The organism is Chitinophaga filiformis, from assembly GCF_023100805.1.
GTDB lineage: Bacteria > Bacteroidota > Bacteroidia > Chitinophagales > Chitinophagaceae > Chitinophaga > Chitinophaga filiformis_B.
In genome coordinates this window covers 3,923,948-3,947,708 of sequence record NZ_CP095855.1, presented here as the reverse complement: position 1 = coordinate 3,947,708, position 23,761 = coordinate 3,923,948, and the positions used below count along the sequence as shown (strand labels likewise).

Below are 23,761 nucleotides of genomic sequence, written 5' to 3'. Positions count from 1 at the left end.
GCCGATTCTCTTGATTAACATTGATCATACACCTCGCGATACCCTGCTCATTAAGCAGTATGTCGCTTAAATGTCCTGATCAGAAAAAAAACTATTGCTCCCAACACAGATAGTAATATGAATATTCTCAATGCGATCGCGATCTCAGTAAAGATCATCAGCGCTGCCGAAAACAGGATCAGCAGCCATATTGATATACTTTCGAACGACCAGACAAAGTCCTTTTCGCACAACTTTCTCGAGGTATAGAACGGGATGAACACAAGCGTGTTCAGAAAATAGGCAATTGCGTAAGCAGCGGAACGCCCGATGGCGCCATAGTGTTTCAGGAACTGCATGCTGACGAGGGCCATTACGCCCCATACAACATTTGTGATCAGGCTCCACCACATGTACCCTCTGGCCGTGAAGTTCCGCGCTATGCCCTGGCGATGTGCAACAATGACAGTGGTGAACATGACCAGTACAATAGAGCTCTTCAGGGCCTCACCGGCATAATCACGACCAAACAGCAGGTTGCCCAGCTCGGGAACGTACATGAACGGAAGTGATATAAAGATGCCAACGATCCAGGGCAGGTAATTGTTCGCCATCTCGAACTTCTTGTTCATATTCTCCAGGTTTTTTACCACATATGGTAAAAAAGCCTGTCCTATCATGCCATTGATCACCGTTACTACCAGCATGATATTTAAGGCGGCATTATAGATACCCAGCTGCTGATAACCATTCGGCAGCTCCACCAGGAAGGCGTTGCAAAACCAGTTCACCGGCAACACCAGTCCTCCGCTCAATACCGCCGGCAGACTGTAAGAGAACAGTACATTCAGTTCCTTTGTAAAACCAGTCTCATTCACATTGATATCATACGCCCTGGCCGCCTTTCTCACTTCGAAAAAACCGATGGTGCAGATCACAACGGCATTGCTCGCCAAAGCAATGACAGCACCCGCCACGCCAAAGAACCACGACAGCCCGATAGCCACCGGTATATTGATAAGGCCTCCGATCAGGTTGATCCTGGAAATGCTCTTAAACTTTTCCAGCCCCAGCAGTATACCGTTCTGTACACCATTTACAGAGTAGAAGAGAATGGCAAGTCCGCCCAGCTGCAGATCCCTGATCAGCTCTGTCGATTTCAAAGAAACAGATGCCAGCGGTTTGGCATAAATAAAGATCAATCCGGCCACCACTACACCTGTTACCCACGAGATCAGGTACGACATTCTGATAATACGTCCTGCCTTGATCTTATCTTTCACACTATATTCAGAAACAAACTTCGTTGCGGTTACACCCAGCCCGAGCCCGGCAAATGTTGAGAACATATCTACCGTGGACCGGATCATGCCCAGCTCTCCAAAGCCCTGTTTCTTCAGTATCCTGGCTATAGCCACATACGTCAGAAAGATCAGCAGTCTTGAGCCGATAGTTCCGATAAAACTCCAGATGATGCCCGAAGACACCTTTTTGGCAAGGTCTGAGCTCAGGTTCCCCTTAATGAAGCCAGTCGCTTTTTCGGGTAAAATGCCTGCCACTCTTGAAATCAGCACACTGCGATTCATATTGCTTCCAGTTCATTTATGTGCGCTACTATCCTCTCGCACGATCTTCCATCCCCGTAAGGGTTTACCGCATTCGACATACTTTCGTATGCCTGGCGGTTGGTAAGAAGACTATCAACGTACTCGTATATTTTTGTTTTGTCTGTACCTACAAGTGACACTGTTCCCGCTGCCACCGCTTCCGGCCTTTCAGTGGTATGCCTCATCACCAGTACCGGTTTACCCAGTCCCGGCGCCTCTTCCTGGATGCCTCCGCTATCGGTGAGAATAAGATAACTGCGGTTCATCAGGTAGATAAAAGGCAGGTATTCCAGCGGCTCTATAATGAACACATTCGGTAACTGTTCATTCAGTAGTACATCTGCTACCGGCTTTCTTACGTTCGGATTAAGATGTACCGGGTAAATAAAGTCTACGTTCTTATGCTTCTCTGCCAGCTCTCTGATAGCACTGCAGATATTCAGGAATCCGTCACCGAAATTCTCTCGGCGGTGCCCTGTTATCAGTATCATCCGCCGGCCCGCGCTACCATCTTTCAGTTGCCATTCATTGATCAGCTCGCGTGAGATGCCCATCTTCGCCAGCTCGCACTCTGTCTCCTGTTTTAACTGTTCATCTGTCAGCACCCTGTCCAGCACCAGGTAAAGTGCATCGATCACCGTATTGCCGGTCACATGTATCCTTTCATCGGGCACCCCTTCCCGCAGGAGGTTCTGCCTGGCGGTTTCCGTTGGTGCGAAATGACAGCTGGCCAGGCGCCCTGTGAGGTTGCGGTTCATTTCTTCCGGCCATGGACTGTAGATATTATGCGTTCTCAGTCCGGCCTCCACATGCGCCACCGGGATCTGCCTGTAAAAGGCCGCCAGTGCGGCAGCGGTGGATGTTGTTGTATCGCCGTGTACCAGCACAATATCGGGCGTCACCTCACTCAGTACATCTCTCATACCTTGCAGCACCCTGACGGTTACATCTGTCAGGTCCTGCCCCTGCTTCATAATATTCAGATCATAATCCGGTGTGATATCAAAGATCTTCAGCACCTGGTCAAGCATCTCACGATGCTGTCCTGTCACACATACAATCACTTCAAATTGCTCCGGATGGCTCATCAATCTTTTTACCAATGGAGCCATTTTTATGGCTTCCGGTCTCGTGCCAAAAACAACCAGTACTTTTTTTTTCCTCATATATGTTGTGCTTTACAACCTTGCATCCACAAGATCCCTGTTAAGACAGGCTTTGGTATCGAAAATGACACCGTTATTTCGGATTATCTTTTTATAGTCCAGTTCCAGGAATTCCTGGTGGGCTACTGCTACGATGATGGCATCATACACAACAGAATTGCTTAACTGCTTGATGATATCCACGCCGTATTCATGGTACACCGCTTCTTCATTTGCCCAGGGGTCATATATGTCCACATCCAGTCCGAACTGCTCCAGTTCATGGTAGATGTCCACTACTCTTGTATTCCTTACATCAGGACAATTCTCCTTGAAGGTGATACCCAGTATCAGGGCTTTGGAGCCTTTTATTTTATGATCCTTTTCGATCATCAGTTTCACTACCTTGTTGGCTACAAACTGTCCCATGGTATCATTTACCCTTCTTCCCGACAGGATCACCTGTGGATGATATCCCAGTGATTCCGCCTTATGCGCCAGGTAATAAGGATCCACACCGATACAGTGACCACCTACCAGTCCTGGTTTATACTTCAGGAAATTCCATTTGGTACCTGCTGCTTCAATAACATCGTTGGTATCTATACCTATCTTATCGAAGATCAGGGCCAGTTCATTCACGAATGAGATGTTCAGGTCACGCTGTGCATTCTCAATAGCCTTGGATGCTTCCGCCACCTTGATGCTCGGCGCTTTATGCGTGCCGGCCTTAATGATGGAGCTGTAGAGATCGTCCACGATGGTGGCTATCTCCGGCGTGGAACCGCTGGTGACCTTCTTTATTTTGGTGAGTGTATTCACCTTATCGCCGGGATTGATCCTTTCAGGGGAATAACCAACGAAGAAATCTTTATTATACTTCAGGCCCGACACTCTTTCCAGTACAGGCACACAATCCTCTTCTGTACAGCCGGGGTATACGGTGGATTCATAGATCACGATATCGCCCGGTTTCAGGGCTGCTCCGATCATTTCTGAAGCCTTTAGCAGGGGCTTCAGGTCAGGCGCCTTAAACTGGTCGATCGGCGTAGGCACCGTCACGATGAATGTATTGTAGTCTTTCAGTTCTTCTTTGTTAAAAGAAAAACCCAATCCTTTACGGGACTTACCGCTTTTCTTCTTCATGTTCATTGCTTCCAGCAACTCTTCCATATCCGCTTCCTTTGTGCGGTCATGCCCCTCGCTCAATTCTGCAATGCGTTCCTGGTTGATGTCGAAACCCATCACATTGTAATGTTTCCCGAATTCAATGGCCAGGGGTAATCCAACATATCCTAAGCCTATTATCGCGATGCTGCGTTGCGCTACAACGATTTCTGTCTCTGCAGCTATCTGAACCTGATTAATTTCTTCGACCACATTGTTCATAAAAAACAGATTAAAAAAGATGTTTAGAATAAAATTCCAGTTGACATATCGTTTATTTCTTTGCCAGCGAGCGTTTCACCTTTGATATTAATCCATTGGTAGGCCGTACTGTATCCGAATATCCGTAACCGTAACCATAACCATATCCGTAACCATATCCATAACCGTAACCACTGCCGATCTTCACATCATTCACAATGATGTTCATCTTAGGCAGTTTACCATTGACATGCAGATCCCTGGAGAGCAGCAGCTGTTGCTTGAACGTGTATCCCTGTCTTACCAGGTAAAGCGTTGCATCGGCAAAGCGTCCCAGCAGCTGCGCATCTGTTACAAGGCCCACAGGCGCGGTATCTACAATGACATAATCAAAACGCTGTCTCAGCTCGCGGAACAATTTTTCTGTAGCAGGCAGCAGGAGCAATTCCGCTGGATTAGGCGGAATAGGGCCAGAGGAAACGATGTAACAGTTCTCGTGAAACCCGGAAGGTTTGATCAGCTCATCTACCGTTGATTTACCGATCACATAGGTGCTGAACCCGTACTGGTTCACCAATCCCAGTTGTTCAGAGATCTTCGGTTTACGAAGGTCCATTTCCATGAGTACAACCGACTTGCCGGACAGCGCCAGTACAGAGGCTATGTTGGTAGCCACGAAAGATTTACCCTCGCCACTCATACTGGAAGTCAGCAGGATCACCTGTCCTTTGTCGCCCAGTATAAACTGGAGGTTTGTCCTGATAGCCCTGAACTGTTCCACCACGGGTGCAACAGAGCCTTTCCGCACTACAACCAGTTCCTTATGATCTGAGTGACCTACTTCAGCCAGAATAGGCACAGTTGTATTGTGAACAATATCTTCCCTGCTTCCTATTCTGCGGTTGAACAGATCTTTGAGATATAATGCAACTGCCGGAATTGCCAGGCCGGCCACCAGGGCAAACAGGTAGATCATGGTCCGCTTGGGAGCAAACGGAGCGGAATCACTCTTAGCCGGATCTATGATCCTGGCGATAGCCAGGTTGGATGATTTGGAGATGGCTGACTCTTCTCTTTTCTTTAGCAGAAACAGGTACAGTTCCTGTTTTACGGCTTGTTGCCTTGAGAAGTCCAGGAATACCCTTTCTTTGCCAGGCACCTGTTTGATCTGGCTGCTGATGCCCCCCATACGGGTTTTCAGCTGATTAATGGCTATGACAATGCCACTTTTCAGTGAGGCAATATTAGCGCTCAGGTCGGCCCTCAGGGAGGCCAGCTGCTCGTCAATGTTCTTTATAAAAGGATTCGTTTCTGTGGTGGTCATCAGGCTACGCTGCCTGTCCAACTGCATGGCATTATATTTCTCGACGATGGCCAGGAAGGTGGGATCCTGTACGACCAGCGAAGAAGGTACGATACGTTTACTGTTGTTCTGGTCTTTGATGTATTGTTCAATAGACTCTACAATACTCAGCCTGACTTCCTGCTCGGTAAGTTGCTTGTTGAGGTCTTCCGTACCGGATACCAATACCTTGGACTGTTCCTCGAGGTCGGCCAGGTCATTTTCCTGTTTGAACTGCTGGATCTGTTTTTCAACGCCGGACAGTTCACTACTTACCAGCATGAGGCGGTTATCGACGAATGCGATCGTGCTGTCTACTATCCTGTTTTTATCTTCAACGCTGGCCTGCAGGTATTTCTCGATCAGCTTGTTCAGGATGATCTCTCCTTTCCTTGGAATGGTGGATTCTATGCTGAGATTGATCACACTAACCTGTTTGTTCGGTATTTCAACGTTGATCTTCTGCTGATAGGCGGCCACAGCATTATCAAAGGAGGTAACGTTAATAAGATATTCCTCACCCACCAGCTCAACCTGTTTGTTCCGCGTAACACGCAGGACACCTTCTTCCAGTTGAATGGTATCGCCCCAGTTCAGGGTTTTCTCCCTATGGCTGGTATTGAACCTGAATTTGGTTTCATCAAGCGGCTTTAGTACATACTGTACATTCTTGAGGGTGTCTTTCAGATACAACCAACTGGCAGTGAAGGGCACATCGAGTACCTCTGCCTTTTTCAGATGCCCCTCCACTACATAGGTAACGTTCAGCTTCAGATCCCTTACTACCTTTTCGATGATAGATCTTGATTTCAGGATCTCCACTTCATTATCGACGTTACTTTTGGTGTTGAACACCCCCAGCTGATCCAGTATTTCCTGGCCCTGGATGTCGCCGCCCTTCTTGTCGTCTTTCACCAGGATCTTGGCATTGATATTATACCTCGCGGTTGAATATCTCAGATACACCCATGCAAGCGTACCAGTCAGTAACAGGCATATTACAAACCAATACCACCTGTTGCGCAGCTTTTCTACGATGTTTTGTACATCAAGCGTATTGTCAGGTAAAAGCTCCGCTTCTATCTTGTTATTTACCGCACCGTTAATGTGATTCGTACCACTCATATTATGGGATTAATTATAATTTAATTCTGGTTGCAAGCACAACTAATAAAGACAACAGAGACACGGCGATGGTGAAATTCCTTGTTTTTGCAACATCTGTAGACGCAACTTTAGTCTTGTTCGGTTCTACGTATATAACATCTCCCTGGCGTAAATAGAAATAGGGGGAAGTAAACATTTTACTATCGTTGATATTAAAACGTATGAATTCTTTTTTGGCGCCCGCATCTCTTATCAGCAGGATGTTCTCCCTTCTGCCATAAATGGTAAGATCGCCTGCCATACCCAGCGCATCCAGCAATGTTACTTTCTCATTCGGCATGACATAAGAGGAAGGTTTTGTTACCTCACCCAATACCGTGATCTTAAAATTGACAAAGCGGACGTTTACTACAGGGTCTTTGTAATATTCAGCAGCTTTTGCCCTGACCTCATCGCGCACCATGTCGGTGGTCTTTCCTTTTACGAACACCTTCCCGATGAGCGGCAGCACTACATACCCGTCTTTGTCAACCAGGTATCCGCTGATGGAAGAACCGGGAGAAGATGGTGAATTGCCGGCCCCCAGGGGATTCCCGTCGATAGGCCAGGTAGCGGTATTTTGCTGGTTCAGCAAAGCTGTAGCAGAAGGATCGAGTGTTTGTATGCTTACCTGTAAGATATCGTCAGGCTGTATGGGCGGGGTAGTAAAAGCAGCCTGATCGATGGCTGTCTTTTTTACGGAATCAGGAATATCTTTGAAATAGGCGATGTTCTTCGGGCTGGAACAGGATGTAAAATATAGAGACATAGCACCTGCCAAAAGCAGTAGCAGGTAAACTCCAGGTTTTGTAGTGCGACTCCCGCGATTAATAATCCTCATTATAAAATTAACTGTTTAAAAAAGGTCTATTACCGGCATACCGCTGGACATGCCCGATAATCATGTATTGATTGGTTACTATAGTTTAATTTTGTCCTTATCCAGTTGTTCGTATGCAGAATTCTTACTGATAAATTCCGGTACCAGTTGCTTCATGAGAACTACTGTAGGGGTAATGTAATGCTTCTGGGCAGAAGCGATCAGCTTTTCAACATGTTCATTCACTTCAACAAAATCATATTCACGAACGCGGGCTATCATGATTTTCTCATGATAGGTACTGAGTGTATTTTCTGCATTGTTCAATAGTTCTTCGAATAGTTTTTCCCCCGGGCGTAATCCTGTAAACACGACCTGTATATCTTTGCCAGGCTCTCTCCCGCTCATGCGGATCATCTTATTGGCCAGATCTGCAATTTTCACCGGCTGTCCCATATCAAACACAAATATCTCGCCACCTTGTCCCATTGCCCCTGCTTCCAGCACCAGCTGACATGCTTCGGGAATGGTCATGAAGTAACGGGTGATATCCGGATGTGTAACAGTCAGCGGACCTCCTTTTTCCAGTTGCTGTTTAAATCGCGGTATAACGGATCCGTTAGATCCTAATACATTGCCAAACCTCGTTGTAATAAACCGTGTAGGCGGCATACCATATACGGGACCTGACTTTTTATATTGACGGTTAACATGGTTATTGTAGGATTGTATAAATATCTCGGCTATGCGTTTGGAAGCGCCCATGATATTGGTAGGGTTCACAGCTTTGTCGGTAGAGATCATTACAAATTTCTCCACCCCAAATTCTACTGACAGCTCTGCCAGCATCTTCGTGCCCATTACATTGTTCAGCACGGCCACAGAGGGGTTCTTTTCCATCATGGGCACGTGTTTATAGGCAGCAGCATGATACACCACAGAAGGTTCATACACCTCAAATAACTGCTGCATACGGATGCGGTCACAGATATTTGCGATATAAGGCACTACGGGCGTATTCGGCGCCATTTCTGCCATTTCCAGTTCCAGTTCGTGTAAGGGTGATTCTGCTTTATCGCACATTACGACCACAGCAGGTTCAAGCTTCACCAGCTGTCTTACCAGCTCACTACCAATAGAACCGGCAGCGCCTGTAACGAGGATCGCTTTACCTCTTGCTTCACGGCTAACCTGTTCATTATTGATGCTGATCACAGATCTGTCCAGCAGGTCTTCGATCTTTATATCCTGCAATTTGGCAGGGCTCCATTCAGCGTTGATCCATTTATGAACGGGTAATACCTTCTGTACTTTAATGTTCAGTGCAATGCAATTATCAACAAGGTCGTTGAGTACCTGTGCATCGGGTGCTTCTTCTGCAACGATGAGCAACCTGACCTTCTCCTGTTTCATCAGTCGCTCGAGCGAGCTCCTGGAAGTGGCGAATATAGGCAGTCCGTCCAATCGTTTACCCGCGCGGGTAAGCTTGTCGTCCAGGAAGCCGCTGACACGGATATTTCCTGTCTGATCTTCGCTGATAGCCTTCCGCACCATCAGCCCGGAATGGCCTGCGTTATATATAACAGCTTTGGTTTTGTTGATGCCGCCATACCTGCTGTAATAACGGAAAGCCCATTTTACAAAAAGCCTGTAAGACAACAGGAAGAAGGTATTGATGAAGAAGTTGATAGTGATAACGGATAGTGGGATCATGTTCTCTGCCGTGTATGTAACGGCAGCAACATTGATATAATAATAGATAACAGCACTGATAAGACTCACACATGATATGCGTCCTATATCGGCCATACTCGTATACCTCACAATGCCTGTGTAAGTACGAAACAATAACGACAGTAATAAATTCACACTCACAACAACCAATACAATATCCTGCATGGGGTATCGACCAAAGTCTTCGAGGTCGAAGTTAAGCCTGAGTAAAAAAGACAAGCTCATTGCAACAATCGAACACCCGAGGTCTAATAACAAAATCAGCCAGGATGGGGTAATCCATGATCTCTTAGTCATCGGTTTAATTAGATAAGGTTAAAACTGTATCAGTACTTTTTCTATAACGGAATCTCTTAAAACAGTGTCTTTTTCAACAATTTATGTTTTAACCTGTGTGCAAAATAAATACATAATGTGAAATTTTGTCCAGTTTATAGATGAGTTTAACCACATGTTTTTATCACTAATATTTTTATTCCTTAATATTAAAAACACATTGATTCATACAATTCTTCTATACTGCTTGCTGCCGGCCTTTTCTCCACCGCAGGGTTTTTCAATCTTTTGGAAGTAACACTTATGCCTATTTTAATATTGCGTATTTCTACGCGCCGTTAAAGTGACATTATCAATGCATCATACATATCTAAAGACACAACAAATATCCTGATGACGTACGCCACCTTACATAGGTTGTTATCCTTAAGAATATGGTATTAGCGTGAAGCAATGAGTTTTCCATGGCATGCAAGTTAAGTTGACTACTTGGTTATGTACTTTGCACTCTAAAGGCGTTATAAGCAGACTTTAAAGTAATGTTTGCTATTCAAGTGATTTGGTGAGACAGTTGAAACAAACACTATACCAAAAAGCAGCAATGCCAATTCTTTCTCAAGGCTACACTTGATAACAACTATTGACGAGTGTTTGTTTTGGGATTTTAAAAACCTTTAGCTCATCCGTTGTCTTTAAACAAAAAGGACTAACAAATAAAAAAATAAACAAATTCAAATTATTGATTGTATAAACACTTGGGGCTATCTGAAAAAAAATTACCCGGAGCGAAAAGCCGCACCGGGTAAAGTTTACTACAAAAAAATATATGTCTTAACGTTATTCCACAGTTAGTGTGCCGGTATAGCCACAGGTTTTGTTCTGATCGCTGGCATAGCCTCTTCAGTGAAGATCTGTTTCTTCTGCGGTTTATGCCATACGTAACTTCTCTTCAGACATGAATAGCAGATATACCTGCGGATAGGAAATAAGCCCAACACATATTTAACAAAGAAACCACGGGGTACCCTGTCTTCAAGAACACCGTGTTTACATTTAGGGCAATCATGCAATTCAATACGCTCCACGTTGGAAGATGAGCCCTGTAGCAAAATGTAACTCATAGGTAATTAATTAGTCTGGTAAGGGATCGTAGTTTGTTCACGAACTACTGTACAAAAATACAAATAATATTATTATTGCATTAATTTAATTTTTACTTTGAGAAGTACTTTATATACGTAAAGTTGCAAATCAGTTGATGCTGTCAATCATCTTTTTCCAGGCCAATACCCCATATGGAGCCGCAGGACACCATGCTTTTTTAAGTACATGAGGATGAATCTTTTAGCATCCCTCCAATAAGGGATAGATGTCTTTCAGCGCCTGGGCCCGGGCGCCGATCCCCTGCCGGGCTCCTTTGACTGCCCGGGAAGCTCTTTCTCAATATATACTAATACGAGTAATACCATCTGACCGGCCATTTTAAACAACTCCATTGCCAATGTCCGCTTTCTGTTCTCTTGCATCACTATCTGAACGAAGGGACCTCACTTTTGCCATCCGCTTCTAATTCCGATTTCTTTGTTATTTTACCGCAATGAAAGGCTTGCAAATAGATACCAGTAGCAAAGTTCCCGTATATATGCAGATTGTGGATTCCATTATGGTGGCAGTCCGCGATGGAATGCTGACCCGCGACCAGCAGATCCCTTCCATCAATGAGCTGAGCGAACAATATCTGCTTTCACGGGGCACGGTAGAGAAGGCGTATAAAGAACTGCGGGATAAAAAGGTTATTATATCAGTAAAAGGCAAAGGATATTTCATTAACAGGACAGACGTAGTCATTCCCCTCCGGATATTATTGATCTTCAACAAGATCAGTAACTATAAAAAACAGGTGTATAATTCCTTTGTAAAGGCCCTGGGAGACAATGTATTTGTAGATCTTCATATTCATCACCATAGTGTTCCTTTGTTCGAAAACCTGATCAACAATCATCTCGGAGATTATGATTACTATGTGATCATGCCGCATTTTTACGAACAACCTGGGAAAGTATTGGAAATACTGCGGAAGATACCCGCTGAGCAATTAATCCTGCTCGATAAAGACCTGCAGGAACTAAAGGGCAATTACGGAACGGTATATCAGAATTTTGAAAAGGATATATATGAAGCACTGCATGAAGCACTACCCGTGTTGAAAAAATACGATAACCTGGTATTTGTAAACCCGGGCATTACTCCTTACCCGATAGAGATCGAAAAAGGCTTCCGGTACTTCTGTCGTATGCAGGACTTTAATTTTTCAGTCATTGAAGGTATAGAAATGCATACGCCCGTTACTAAAGGACAAGCCTATGTGATTATAGAAGAAACTGACCTGGTGAACCTGGTGAAGATATGCAGGAATGAACAGCTCACCATTGGAAAAGACGTAGGCATAGTTTCATATAATGAAACCCTGTTAAAAGAAATATTACTCGATGGTATTACAGTAATATCAACCGATCATGAGCAGATGGGCGCCGCCGCTGCACGAATGATCACTGAGAAAAAACAGGCACGGATCAAAAATCCCTTTAAATTAATTCTAAGGAATTCTTTGTAACAAAAACATCTATGACCTCCCATACAATCTCCGGTAACTGAGAGATAGACACATTTACCCTCTCTTCCCGCAATTTGTCCGCTTTGTCAGATCAGCCACCATCTGCCGTGCATTTTCAAAGGCATCAGCAATATCTGTATTACGTTCCGGTTACAACACCGGTGAAATGATATCACGCTTGTCCCGACGTCCGCTGATAAGCAATAACCCAAGCACTGTTCCCAACTTTTCAAGATTTAAAAAAACCGGCCAGACAGTATCCGCAACCGATTATTTGCATATATTCGCAACCGAACGGTTTCTAAAACTAATTATCTGAGCAATGAGGAGAGATGTTTTTCAAGCCATCGCAGATCCGACAAGACGAGCTATTATATTATTGATCGCATCGCAGGCGATGACACCCAATACTATAGCAGAGCATTTTAACACCACCCGGCAGGCGGTGTCCAAACATCTGCGCATCCTGGCAGAATGCCAGCTGGTAAAGCAGGAACAGTCGGGCAGGGAAATTTATTATCAGTTAAACGGTGACAAAATGAAAGAGATCGACAAATGGCTCGACCAATTCCGGAAAATATGGGAGAGCCGTTTTAACGAGCTCGATAAATTATTACTAACACTTAAAAATGATAAAAAATGAACGTCAACTTAGCCTTTGATTTTTCCGTTGATAAGGAAAACAAGACAATCACTGTAAAAAGGGAATTTGATGCAGCAGTTGCTTTGGTATGGGACGCCTACACCAAAAGCGAGCTCCTTGACCAGTGGTGGGCGCCAAAACCCTGGAAAGCAAGGACCAAAACCATGGACTTCAGAGAAGGTGGATACTGGCATTATGCCATGGTAGGCCCGGAAGGTGAAGAACACTGGGCACTGGCTAACTACGTGCAGATACAACCGCAAAAAGCTTTTACCGGACTTGATGCCTTTGCTGATGCAGAAGGCAATGTAAATAAACAGCTGCCACAGTCTAAATGGGAGATCTCTTTCATTGAGAAAGGACAGCTTACCCTTGTACAGATACATATCTCCTACGATGACCTGGCTCAGCTGGAAACAACTATCCAGATGGGCTTCAGAGAAGGTTTGTCAATGGCTATGGAAGGTCTGGACGAATTGTTGCCTTCATTAAAAAAATAAGTTAAATTTAGACCTATCTCACCACGTAAACAGAAAACCACATTCAGGAAAAACAAACACTATGAAGAAAAAAATTCTATTTGTTGTCTGCCTGCTGTTTGGACTAATGTTCATCAACGCAGGATTAAACAAGTTCCTCAATTACATGCCGCCTCCGAAAGATATGCCTGAAAAAATGATGGAAGCAATGGGTGCGTTCATGAAGATCACCTGGTTAATGCCGCTTATCGGGATCGCGGAGATCGTAGGTGGCATCCTTTTCATTATTCCCAAAACCAGGGCTCTGGGCGCCATCATTATTCTGCCGGTAATGGTCGGGATCATTCTCACCAATATCACTGTAGCGCCGTCAGGATTGCCTATTGCACTGACATTACTGGCCATCAACATCTGGGTGATCATCGAGAACAGGGAAAAATATCTCCCGATGGTTAGCTAAACAACGGTATGTATACACGAACGTATACCCTTACTGTTGAAAATACCTGTTAATGACACTAACGCGGTCAATCGGCCGCTGATATGCTAAAATGCTGGCCGGAATGTTCCGGCCAGCATTTTTTAATAGCTTACTTCGGCACCGCCGTACTGATATCTATCCGCTTTTTCATCTCCTTCTGCAGACTTCTTGCAGAGTCAAGATGTGTGTATAGCAGTGGCAGACTATTACTGGCGAAGGATTTTATCTCCGGGTCTGTACCATACTTTGCAGCCTTTCCAAAATCTTTGATGTCCTTGTTATAGTCATTCACCGTAAGGTCTACATACGACCTGTCGAACTCAATGCCTTTCTTTTGAAGCAGATTTTCCTTCTGCTTCTGCTGATGGTTGGAAATGTCTGTTGGAAGTGTTACATTCTTGGCGGCTGCCAGCTTCTTCAGCCGGGCTTCTGCTTCCTTATGATCTTTGACGATCATCGCACCCAGATCTTTTACCCGCTGATTTTCGGATCTATCCATGGCCATCTGACCCATTTCCGCTTCCAGCATTACTCCACTGGCTGTATTAACGAGGAAATCTGCATCATCCCTGGTCAATACAATAGCCGTCGAATCGTCCGGACGGTTCTCTGTTTCGATCCTTTTGGCATTTACCTCTTTGGCACTCTTTACACTATCGGGAGCTTTGCTATTGCAACTGAAAAGGAAGGAAATAACTACAAGACCCGAATATAATCTGACGAAATTTTTCATGGTCTTTTTTCTGTAATCGGCTCAAAATGCATGCCACTGAACAGAACAATATGATCTGCTGTCCTCGGTAGCTGTCAAAACATGCATAGCGTCAGGTTTTAACATTGATCAAGCCACAATAATTATACCTCAATCCGCTTGCAGCCGTGTTCTGTCTGGCACAAGCAGGAAATAACCACTTATGGGCTGATCTGTAAGGTATCTTTCCGAATAGATGAGAATGTGAAAGAAGAGGTATCGATAATAACGGCAACCGGTACAGTACCGGTTGCCGCTTAAATACATCATACACCTAATGGTGAGCAGGAATCTGCGCCTGCAGGATAATATTTCTTGATCACCTTCGCCATATGGCTGGCATCTGTAAATCCTAATTCATAAGCTATCTCCTTTGCACTCTGATCGGAATGTTTCAACCGGCTCTGGGCCACATTCACCCTCGATTTCAGCACATATTCCTTCAGGGTCTCTCCTGTCTTCTTCTTGAAGTACTCGCTTACATAGGTAGCAGACAGATGAAATTCGCCGGCAATCGCTTCAATGCGTAATTTCTCATTGTCAAATAAATTGAACTGTATGTACTGCAGGATATCGCTTATCTGCTTGTCTCCCGCCGGATGATCATTTTTGAAGGTCTGTTCAAAATTACGCCGGAGAATGTTAAGCAGTGCAAACATATGACCGCGTATGATAGAGTCCGACTGCCCGCGTTTATTCGTATACTCATCATATATACCCTTGATCAGATGGGCCAGCATATTCTTATCGGAAGCGCTGTGTACAATATCTCCGGGCTGCCTGTTGTAGCTGCTCAAGATATAGTGCAGGTTCTGGAACCACTCCGTGTAATCCATCATCTGCATACTATCCTTCCTGAAGAACAAGCTATTGAAGCGGATAAAAATGAAAGTGGTCGGCGCTGTTATCTCAAACGAATGGCAGTCGTAAGGAGGCAACAGGAAGATGTTATCCTGCTGGTAGGGAATTACGCTATGATTGATACATTGCTGACCACTACCGGCTTCGATATAAACAAGCTCAAAAAAATTATGCTTATGCGGCCGCTGGTTCCATTCCTGTAATTCCTCTCTTGTAATGAAAAAAGGCTGAGCTGAATTTTCTACCTGCATGTGTATTCCTGATTTACTCGTCGAAAATTAGATCCTGAATCGGCCGTCAAGTTAATGCAAAAACACCTGTTTTTATCACCATCCGATAAGTATCAGGGAAGGGTCAGCACAATCCGTCCCCGGGTACTACCTGTTTCCTGCTGCTGATGAGCGATATCCATCTGGGAAAAGTCAAAATGGTTGACATATGGGCGGATAATATCCTGCTCCAGCAGTCCTGCCAGGGCCTCCATATCACGGCCATTGGACTCAACCAGGAAGAAGAAGGCCTTTACCCCCTTTTCCTTTGCTGTCTCAGCAATTTCTGCCGGCACACCGGTGGGAATGCTGATGATCATTCCGCCCGGCTTAACTGTAGATATAGATCTGCTGATCAGTTCCCCTCCTACACCGTCAAATACCAGGTCCACATCGTTCACAACTTCTTCAAAGCGCTGGTTCCGGTAATCCACATGCTCATCTGCGCCCAGTCCCAATACGAAATCCTTATTGGCGACTGAGGAGGTGCCTATTACATAAGCGCCTGCATGTCTGGCTAACTGTACCACAAAATGCCCCACTCCGCCGGCCGCCGCATGCACCAATACCCGCTGGCCTTTTTTCAGGTTGGCCTGCTGGAACAAGCCCTGGTAAGCTGTCAGCGCGGCCAGCGTGGTGGCCGCTGCCTGCTGGTGCGTAACATTAGCAGGCTTTTTCGCCAGGTGAGCAGCAGGAGCTGCCACATACTCTGCATAAGCCCTGCCGTGGCCGGGGAAATTCACCATGCCAAATACCTCGTCTCCTACTACAAATGCTGTCACTCCAGCGCCTGCCGCTGTTACGGTACCCGAAACATCCCAGCCCAGGGTGATCGGCAACTCATCTTTCATACGGCCAGCCATCCCCTTCCCCGCTCTTGTCTTTACATCTACCGGGTTAATGGCAATTGCATGCACCTTTATCAATACTTCATTTTCTTTAATAACCGGTTCTGGAACAGTGGTATATTCCAATTTGTCTGTTCCGCCAAATTCCCTGATGATAATCGCTTTCATTGCTTGTATGTTAATACTGTTTAATAAGCAGGAGCATGATGATGGAGCATCTTGCCTTCTGCCTGCATTGACAACTCAAAATTGAGGCAAAGTATACCAATGGAAGAGTATTTATTTGGGTAAGAAAGGTATTTTTCAAGGTCGGGCCACGGGAAAGGAAGCCCGTTCCCGGAGAATATACACAGGGTTAAGCCAAAAGCCAGATAAAAGGATATAAATACTAATTGATGCGCTTATCAAATCCTAATGCTACAAGTTCTGTATAGGCCTTCCATACATCTTCCGGTATTTCCTGAGGTATCTGGAATCCTTTACTGCTGTATGTTTTTATCCTGTACAGATCACCGGCCAGCGTATCGAGAAATGTTTCATAGGAAATAGTGCCACGCGATAAATAATCGCTCATTGATATTTGCGGAGATGTTACTGTTATAGGTACTTCCTTAAAATGGTTCCTGAAGGTGGCGTATGTACGCCGCTCCATATAAGGTTTATGCACCAGTATAAAGCTCGAGGGACTGATATGCCGCTCCTTCAGTAACTGCATACTGAAAATAACATTTTCCCCGGTATTGGTCGATTTACGCTCGAGGATGATGGCAGATTCCGGCACCCCTTTCTTTATCGCTATTTCCGCAAATGTTTCAGCTTCGCTTACTTTCCAGCTATCCTGTGTCAGGTATCCGAAACCGCCCGAGAATACGACCAGCGGTGCGAAGCCTTCCAGGAAAATATCTGCAGCTCTTTCGGCAACACTGGTATCATGACTCCCCAATACCAATATACAATCCGATACTTTGATATCCTGGTGCAGGCATAGATAGTCCCATAATTTCTGAGCCAGCTGAAACGTCTTTTCGTCTTGCATACATTCATTTCCCTTGTAAACCGTGACCTGCAATATTGCAGCCCTTTACGCAAAGTACTTGCTGAAGCAGATGCCATGCATCCACCGCTGTCAGCAACCTGTAATTTTTCATAACAGTGCCTTACGTATAGATCTTGTAATAATACTAATTATACTATTTATATACAACAGGGTTGAACGGTCATGTCACATACCACAGCGTTTTCAAAAAACCCTGACCACGATCATACTACCACATCCATTAATAAAATACCTTTGGATAGTAAACCAGTTCTTATGATCCTGACAATAACAATGAACCCTGCACTTGACAAAAGCACTACTGTCGATAAATTATTCCCCGAGAAAAAACTCCGCTGTGCAGCACCAGTCACAGAAGCCGGCGGTGGCGGTATCAATGTCAGTAAGGCCATCAGGGAACTGGGGGGAGAAAGTATAGCGTTCTACCCTGCCGGCGGCGCCAATGGCGCAAGATTGCAGGAAATACTCACAGCAGCGGGCATCCGCAGTGCCGTGGTACCATTGAAGGGAGAAACAAGAGAGAACATCACTGTTACGGAGCTCAGTCACAATCAGCAATTCCGCTTTGTTATGCCGGGCCCCACGCTCGACAAAGAAGATGTAGAAAGATGTCTTGCCGCTATCGAAGCCATACAACCGGTACCCAACATCATTGTAGCCAGCGGTAGTCTGCCGCCTGGTGTACCCGGCGATTTTCTTGCACAGCTGGCGGCACTCTGCAGGCGTAAGGGGGCAAAACTGATCGCCGACACATCCGGAGAACCATTGCTGCAGGCGGCGGGGAAAGGCATTTACCTGTTGAAGCCCAACATGTCTGAACTATGCAGCCTGGCGGGTAAAGAATACCTGGAACTGGATAGTGTAACGGAAGAAGCCAGGAAGGTGATTGATAAAGGCTATTGTGAAGTGCTGGTGATCTCTATGGGACCTGCCGGCGCACTGCTGGTCACCAAAGAGATGAGTGAACGGATCAGCGCTCCGGCCGTAAAGAAGCGTACTGCTGTGGGTGCAGGCGACAGCATGGTAGGTGGTATGGCCTGGATGCTGGACAAGGGCGAGCCTTTACTGACGGCCGCGAAATTTGGTGTGGCCTGCGGCACCGCTGCTACCATGAACGCAGGCACACAGCTCTTCAAAAAAGAAGACGCGTACCGGCTGTATGAATGGATCGGGCACTGATCCCGGATGACCACAAACATCTTTCCGGGCAACCATGATCATTTTCCCCTCCTTGCTGCCATACTACATTTATGGTAAAAAACCGTATGCTGAAAAGAGCCTGCCTGTTATTGATCATATTAATGCAGTATTTCCGTGTTGCAGCCGGGCAGCAAATGTACTGGCTACCCGCAGATCGTGCCGGAGACAGACAGACACTTTTTAACTATTTTGAACAGTCTCCATTACTCGGGCTGGATCCACATGATTATGCCTACACGCTGGTACAACAGTTGAAAGCGGGTAGCGCGCCTGCAGATTCCGCAGCAGCAGACAAACAGCTCTCCGAAGCCGCCATCGCATTCTTTACCGATGTGGCATATGGTACGAAGGTAACCAGGGTTGGATACGACGGATTGAAATATACGCCCGACTGCAGGGATATACCCCAGCTGCTGCACCAGGCGCTTGCAGACAATACATTCGGGCAACTGCTCAATAAACTGGAACCGACCTGTCCGGAATACCGTTCCATCAAAAGTATGATCGCTGTATACACCCGGCGGCTGCAGGAAAGCAGTTACCATCCGGTAAAGATCAGTTCCGACCTGGTAGACAGCAGCAATCATCCCCTGATAGAAAAGCTCTACCAGCTGGGCTGCCTGGATACCATCAGCTACAGCATACAGGAAGATACTTTAAGGACAAGGGTCCGCGCAGCACAACGCCTGTTCGAGTTCATGGAAGATGGCGCCCTGAGACGCGGTGTACTGGAAGAGCTGAATATATCACTGGAAAAAAGATTATCCGAGTTAAAACATGCCTTGAATACATACCGCTGGCTGAACTGCGTACGTCAATACCAGTCAGTCATTGTCGTGAATATCCCCGCTGCGGGACTGTATCTTTACCAGGGCGACAGCCTGCTGCTCTATTCCCGTACCATCGTGGGAAAAGAAGCTACGCCAACTTCTCCCCTTACAAGCAGTATAGACGAGATCATCATGTATCCTTACTGGACGGTGCCTTACAACATTGCCACGAGGGAACTGCTGCCAGGCATCAAAGGTAATCCGGTAGCTTACCTGGATGCAGGCAATTACCAGGTATTGGACAAATCAGGCAAAATACTGGATCCTTCCACCATCAACTGGTCATCTCTCAGCAGGACCAATTTTCCTTATACCATCCGGCAGATGAACGGCTGCGACAATTCACTGGGCATCATCAAGCTGAATTTCTTCAATCCTTACAGTACCTACCTGCACGATACACCGGGTAAAAGCTATTTTATGTTCAACAAACGGTATTTCAGTCATGGATGTATCAGGGTGGAAGATGCCATCCCGCTGGCAAAGCTGCTGTTGCCGGAGGAAGCGCAACGTATAGACAGCCTTGAAAAAGCGGCTGCCGCACCGCAGAAAGGCCCTGTCAGCATCCAGGTAAAGCAGAAAACGCCCCTGTTCATACTGTATGAAGTAGCCTGGCCCGATCAACAGGGCAGCATCCGGTTCTATGACGACGTTTATAATAAGTTCAGATAAGAGTTTATACAGTTTTTTCAAACATTAGGGCTTTGATATGTGTTATCAGTTGTATCAATGCTCCGTAGACCGGGTCAATATGCCAGCTATTACTTTGTGTGATGATGGGGGTCATCAGACTACCGGGATAGTATCTTTTTCTACGGAGAGCGTCACCTAACTTCTGAAAAACAACTGTGTATGCTATCACTGTTCTACAGGTCAGCAGCGTTCATGTGCATTTCAGGTTTTTTATTAGCCTGTACCCGGCCAGCGCCGGAAGACCGTCACGCCAGCCCGCGGGATAGTCAGCAACAGGCATCTGCAGGTTTTTCAGCAGTGTTGTCAGATGAAATAAAGGATACCATAGGCTATCAGCGTTTCCTTCTTCATCTTGTACATAACAATCCATCGGAGAAGTGGCCTGTGTATGGAGCAGTTCCCCCCGAAGGGGCATTGCTTCCATATCACAGGATCCTTGCCTATTATGGCAACCTTTATACGCCCGCCATGGGCATACTGGGCATGCAGCCGGAAAAGGAAATGCTTGCAAAATTAAAAGAGGAAACCGCCAGATGGCAACAGGCTGACACCATGCTGCCGGTATTGCCCGCACTACATTACATCGCTGTTACCGCTCAGGCCAATCCCGGACCTTCAGGTAAATACCGGCTGCGAATGCCGCAGGCACAGCTTGACAAAGTGGTGGCCCTTGCCTACCAGGAAAAGACCATGCTATTCCTCGACGTACAGGTGGGACTTAGTACCCTGCAGGATGAACTGCCACCACTGGAACCGTATCTGCGCCTGCCCGGCACACACCTGGGAATAGATCCGGAATACTCTATGAAAAACCTGCAGGTCCCCAGTTCCAGTATCGGCACCTTTGATGCGGCTGATATTAACTATGCCATTAAGTTTTTGTCGGACATTGTAAAAAGATATCACCTTCCTCCGAAAGTACTGGTGGTACACCGCTTTACACAGGCGATGCTCACCAATTACAAGGATATCAGAAAAGTACCTGAGGTACAGCTGGTGATCAACATGGATGGTTTTGGCAGTCCGGCCAAAAAGATAGATAGCTACAAGGGCTTCGTGGCCGCAGAACCGGTGCAGTATACCGGTTTCAAACTATTTTATAAAGTAGATCCACAGACAGGCAGGCGGATAATGCGGCCGGAGGAAGTGCTGGCCTTATATCCAAGCCCTGTCTATATTCAGTATCAGTAAGGACCAACGTCTTGTCATATAACAATGCTGCACCGGACAATTAAACATCATAGGTGCTGCCGGCTCAGGAGTTATTTTTTGTTCTATTACCCTTTACTGAAAAAAGCGACCATGAAGAAGATACTCGCTGTTGTTGATTCGCTTAACTACAAAGAAGAACAACTTGATACGATAGAATATGTCTCCGGGATATTAAAAAGTAATCTCACCATTGTAATGCCACAGGAAATAAACGGCAGCTCCTTCCTTACCTCGTCCGACTTTGCCGCCAACGCACCGGCAAGCTATTTTGAGCTGGGGATAAGAGCATCCCGGGAAAAGGACGACATCATCAAACACAATACAACCGCTATGCGGATGGCATGCCAGGCACGGAACCTGTTCTGCGCAATGTATGGTGACAGGGCCGCTACTCCGGAAGAGATCATACTCGAAAGCCGCTTTGCCGACCTGGTATTGCTGGGAAAAGAGCTGTCCCTCCACCTGCAGTTTGACAACGGCCCGACAGGATCTGTCAGGAATGTACTCGCAAATGCAGAATGCCCGGTGCTTGTTACGTCGGAAGATATGCCGGCAGTAAAGGGCGTTGTTTTCACTTATAATGGCACGTATTCTTCTATGTACGCTATCAGGTCATTTACAGGTATGTTTCCCGAAATTGTAACGCAACATGCAACGGTGATCTATATAAATGAAAAAGAGAATAAGGCCATGCCACATGAAAGGTTATTGAGAGAGTACCTGGGCGCTTATAACCGGAATATCTCTTACATGACCCTGTCGGGCAAAGCCGATACCGTAATACAGGCATACCTGGAACAAAAACCGGATCATATCACCACCCTGGGGGCGCATGGCAGAAGCAGGTTATCCCGTTTCTTTAACAGCAGCACCGCAGGGTATATACTCCGCACAACAAAAGGACCGCTATTCATTACCCATGAATGATGTACGCTGATTTCATATACAAACGTCAAATATCATTACCATGTATACACAACTCACGCCGCTCCCTGTAAAGGGCAACATTCACGGCCAATGGCAGGTGCAGATTGAAAAGGTCCTGGCCTGGCTGACAGCCTTATTGCTTGCCGGAATGACTTTCCCCTTATGGAAAAGTCTTGTGGTATTCGTATTCGAAAAGTTGTATGAAGTGCTGATCATGCAGCATTATTAACTGAACACTTCCTGGATCGCGTTGCTATGCTTATGCAGTGCCAGGTATTCGATAATCGCATCGCGGCTGATAACGCCCACCAGGTCTCCATTGTTTATCACAGGGACGATCATGTCTGTTTCGGGAGGCAGGTTTTCCCAGGCGCTAAGCGCTGTCATACTGATATCAAAAGGAGGATGCTCTTCGGTGATCAGTTCTTCTACCGGCTGGTCGATATGCTTCTTGTCAACGCTGCTGACAAGCGTTCCCCTGCTGAGAACACCTACCGGGTAGCTGGCGGCAGTGATCACAAAATAAGGCTGACGGTAGTCTGTCAGCAGCGGCAAGGCCTCTCTTAATGTCAAAGAAGATGATATGGTACGATAGTCTGTCACCAGGACATCCTGTAGCGCTACATTTTTCAGGGCATCCCGTACCATGGCATTGTGCTTCTCCATGGTTCCCTGCAGCAGTAATACCACCCCGCCAACAACTAGCAGCAGGTTCATATTCAACAGGCCGGACACCAGAAACAACAATGACACAAAACGGCTCACCCATACCGCGATATTAGTAGCTTTCAGGGGTGTGGTGAACAGTTCCATCATGCCCCGCAGCACCCTGCCGCCGTCCATAGGAAAGGCAGGAATAAGATTGATCACTCCCAGCAGAACATTCACCGCATGTAAAAAGAAGACAAAATTCAGCCGGTCTATACTTAGGAAGAAAGGCACGGATCTCCACAAAGGCGCATGACCGGCCAGAAAGGGTATCAGCAGTATGGCTATCGTCAGGTTCACCAGCGGACCGCTCAGGCTGATCATTATTTCCTGCCCCGGCGTTTCCGGCTGGCGTTTCAGCTGCGTCATACCACCGATGGGCAATAACAGGATCTCTTTGGCGGGTATGCCATAGAAACGGGCTGCAAACATATGGCCCAGTTCATGTAGTACAACAGAAGCGAAAGCTGCCGTAACGGCTATCAGTTTCCACAGGGATTCAGCCGGTGTTTTACCGGTGATCCCGTCGGCAATCAGTATCCAGCTGATCAGCAGGATAAAGGTCCAGTGTATCCCGATTTTGGTGCCTTTCAGCGTAAACAGGTTGAATGTAGCTTTCATGAGAGATGATTGAACATTGAAGTTCCGAAATGAATGCCCGGCGATCAATGATGACTGTCATACAAACAGGTGGATAAACATCAGTATCCCCTGCAATGAGCATCATTGAACAAACAGCCGGTGTGCAATAATTTCGGTATCAGTCAATCT

At 46.1% G+C, this 23,761-nt stretch carries 21 protein-coding genes; 9 read left to right on the top strand and 12 right to left on the bottom strand.

Annotated elements, in window-relative coordinates; all coding sequences use genetic code 11:
• Positions 1-50 precede the first annotated feature (50 nt).
• The 7 genes from MYF79_RS15770 to MYF79_RS15740 form a co-directional block, all read right to left on the bottom strand.
• Positions 51-1,565 (bottom strand): oligosaccharide flippase family protein, encoded by a 1,515-nt coding sequence (locus MYF79_RS15770; protein WP_247814929.1) that lies wholly within the window; start codon positions 1,563-1,565, stop codon positions 51-53.
• On the bottom strand, positions 1,562-2,752 hold the full coding sequence (wecB, locus tag MYF79_RS15765; protein ID WP_247814928.1) for a non-hydrolyzing UDP-N-acetylglucosamine 2-epimerase: 1,191 nt from the start codon (positions 2,750-2,752) through the stop codon (positions 1,562-1,564). The genes MYF79_RS15770 and wecB overlap by 4 nt, the downstream gene beginning before the upstream one ends.
• Before the next feature lie 12 nt (positions 2,753-2,764).
• Positions 2,765-4,120 (bottom strand): nucleotide sugar dehydrogenase, encoded by a 1,356-nt coding sequence (locus tag MYF79_RS15760; RefSeq protein ID WP_247814927.1) that lies wholly within the window; start codon positions 4,118-4,120, stop codon positions 2,765-2,767.
• Between the two features lie 52 nt (positions 4,121-4,172).
• Positions 4,173-6,566 (bottom strand): GumC family protein, encoded by a 2,394-nt coding sequence (locus MYF79_RS15755; protein ID WP_247814926.1) that lies wholly within the window; start codon positions 6,564-6,566, stop codon positions 4,173-4,175.
• A gap of 13 nt (positions 6,567-6,579) precedes the next feature.
• Positions 6,580-7,356, bottom strand: a complete 777-nt coding sequence (locus tag MYF79_RS15750; RefSeq protein WP_247814925.1) for a polysaccharide biosynthesis/export family protein — start codon at positions 7,354-7,356, stop codon at positions 6,580-6,582.
• A gap of 150 nt (positions 7,357-7,506) precedes the next feature.
• A complete protein-coding gene (locus MYF79_RS15745; RefSeq protein ID WP_247814924.1) occupies positions 7,507-9,366 on the bottom strand; it encodes a polysaccharide biosynthesis protein in 1,860 nt (619 codons plus the stop codon).
• 899 nt (positions 9,367-10,265) lie between these two features.
• On the bottom strand, positions 10,266-10,538 hold the full coding sequence (locus MYF79_RS15740; protein ID WP_199656229.1) for a hypothetical protein: 273 nt from the start codon (positions 10,536-10,538) through the stop codon (positions 10,266-10,268).
• Between the two features lie 476 nt (positions 10,539-11,014).
• Here MYF79_RS15740 and MYF79_RS15735 point away from each other — a divergent pair, with 476 nt between their 5' ends.
• The 4 genes from MYF79_RS15735 to MYF79_RS15720 all read left to right on the top strand — a co-directional run bounded on the left by MYF79_RS15735 (position 11,015) and on the right by MYF79_RS15720 (position 13,613).
• A complete protein-coding gene (locus MYF79_RS15735; RefSeq protein WP_247814923.1) occupies positions 11,015-12,031 on the top strand; it encodes a GntR family transcriptional regulator in 1,017 nt (338 codons plus the stop codon).
• 322 nt (positions 12,032-12,353) lie between these two features.
• Entirely contained in the window at positions 12,354-12,674 is a 321-nt protein-coding gene (locus MYF79_RS15730) for an ArsR/SmtB family transcription factor (protein WP_247814922.1), read from the top strand.
• On the top strand, positions 12,671-13,174 hold the full coding sequence (locus tag MYF79_RS15725; RefSeq protein WP_247814921.1) for an SRPBCC domain-containing protein: 504 nt from the start codon (positions 12,671-12,673) through the stop codon (positions 13,172-13,174). Before MYF79_RS15730 ends, MYF79_RS15725 begins: the two co-directional genes overlap by 4 nt.
• A 61-nt stretch (positions 13,175-13,235) precedes the next feature.
• Positions 13,236-13,613, top strand: coding sequence for a DoxX family protein (locus tag MYF79_RS15720; protein WP_247814920.1), 378 nt, complete (start codon positions 13,236-13,238; stop codon positions 13,611-13,613).
• 130 nt (positions 13,614-13,743) lie between these two features.
• Here MYF79_RS15720 and MYF79_RS15715 read toward each other — a convergent pair whose 3' ends face one another.
• From MYF79_RS15715 to MYF79_RS15700, 4 genes are all read right to left on the bottom strand, one after another.
• A complete protein-coding gene (locus tag MYF79_RS15715) occupies positions 13,744-14,367 on the bottom strand; it encodes a DUF4142 domain-containing protein (RefSeq protein WP_247814919.1) in 624 nt (207 codons plus the stop codon).
• 284 nt (positions 14,368-14,651) lie between these two features.
• Positions 14,652-15,497 carry an AraC family transcriptional regulator gene (locus MYF79_RS15710; RefSeq protein ID WP_247814918.1) on the bottom strand — a complete coding sequence of 282 codons (846 nt, stop codon included), beginning with the start codon at positions 15,495-15,497 and terminating at the stop codon, positions 14,652-14,654.
• A gap of 92 nt (positions 15,498-15,589) precedes the next feature.
• A complete protein-coding gene (locus tag MYF79_RS15705) occupies positions 15,590-16,531 on the bottom strand; it encodes an NADP-dependent oxidoreductase (RefSeq protein ID WP_247814917.1) in 942 nt (313 codons plus the stop codon).
• A 220-nt stretch (positions 16,532-16,751) separates the two neighbouring features.
• Complete coding sequence (locus MYF79_RS15700; RefSeq protein ID WP_247814916.1) at positions 16,752-17,399, bottom strand: YdcF family protein; 648 nt, start codon at positions 17,397-17,399, stop codon at positions 16,752-16,754.
• Positions 17,400-17,675: 276 nt separating this feature from the next.
• On the opposite strand from MYF79_RS15700, the gene MYF79_RS15695 reads away from it, so the two are divergent.
• The 5 genes from MYF79_RS15695 to MYF79_RS15675 all read left to right on the top strand — a co-directional run bounded on the left by MYF79_RS15695 (position 17,676) and on the right by MYF79_RS15675 (position 22,511).
• Positions 17,676-18,599, top strand: a complete 924-nt coding sequence (locus MYF79_RS15695) for a 1-phosphofructokinase family hexose kinase (protein WP_247814915.1) — start codon at positions 17,676-17,678, stop codon at positions 18,597-18,599.
• Between the two features lie 71 nt (positions 18,600-18,670).
• Entirely contained in the window at positions 18,671-20,122 is a 1,452-nt protein-coding gene (locus tag MYF79_RS15690; RefSeq protein WP_247814914.1) for a L,D-transpeptidase family protein, read from the top strand.
• A gap of 180 nt (positions 20,123-20,302) precedes the next feature.
• Positions 20,303-21,334, top strand: coding sequence for a hypothetical protein (locus tag MYF79_RS15685; protein ID WP_247814913.1), 1,032 nt, complete (start codon positions 20,303-20,305; stop codon positions 21,332-21,334).
• Positions 21,335-21,445: 111 nt separating this feature from the next.
• Positions 21,446-22,282, top strand: a complete 837-nt coding sequence (locus tag MYF79_RS15680; RefSeq protein ID WP_247814912.1) for a universal stress protein — start codon at positions 21,446-21,448, stop codon at positions 22,280-22,282.
• Between the two features lie 40 nt (positions 22,283-22,322).
• Positions 22,323-22,511: a hypothetical protein gene (locus MYF79_RS15675; protein ID WP_247814911.1), complete on the top strand. Its 189-nt coding sequence runs from the start codon at positions 22,323-22,325 to the stop codon at positions 22,509-22,511.
• Here the strand turns inward: MYF79_RS15675 and MYF79_RS15670 are convergent.
• The gene (locus tag MYF79_RS15670) at positions 22,508-23,611 is read right to left on the bottom strand and encodes a site-2 protease family protein (RefSeq protein ID WP_247814910.1); all 1,104 of its coding nucleotides are present in this window, start codon (positions 23,609-23,611) and stop codon (positions 22,508-22,510) included. The genes MYF79_RS15675 and MYF79_RS15670 overlap by 4 nt on opposite strands.
• Positions 23,612-23,761: the final 150 nt, after the last annotated feature.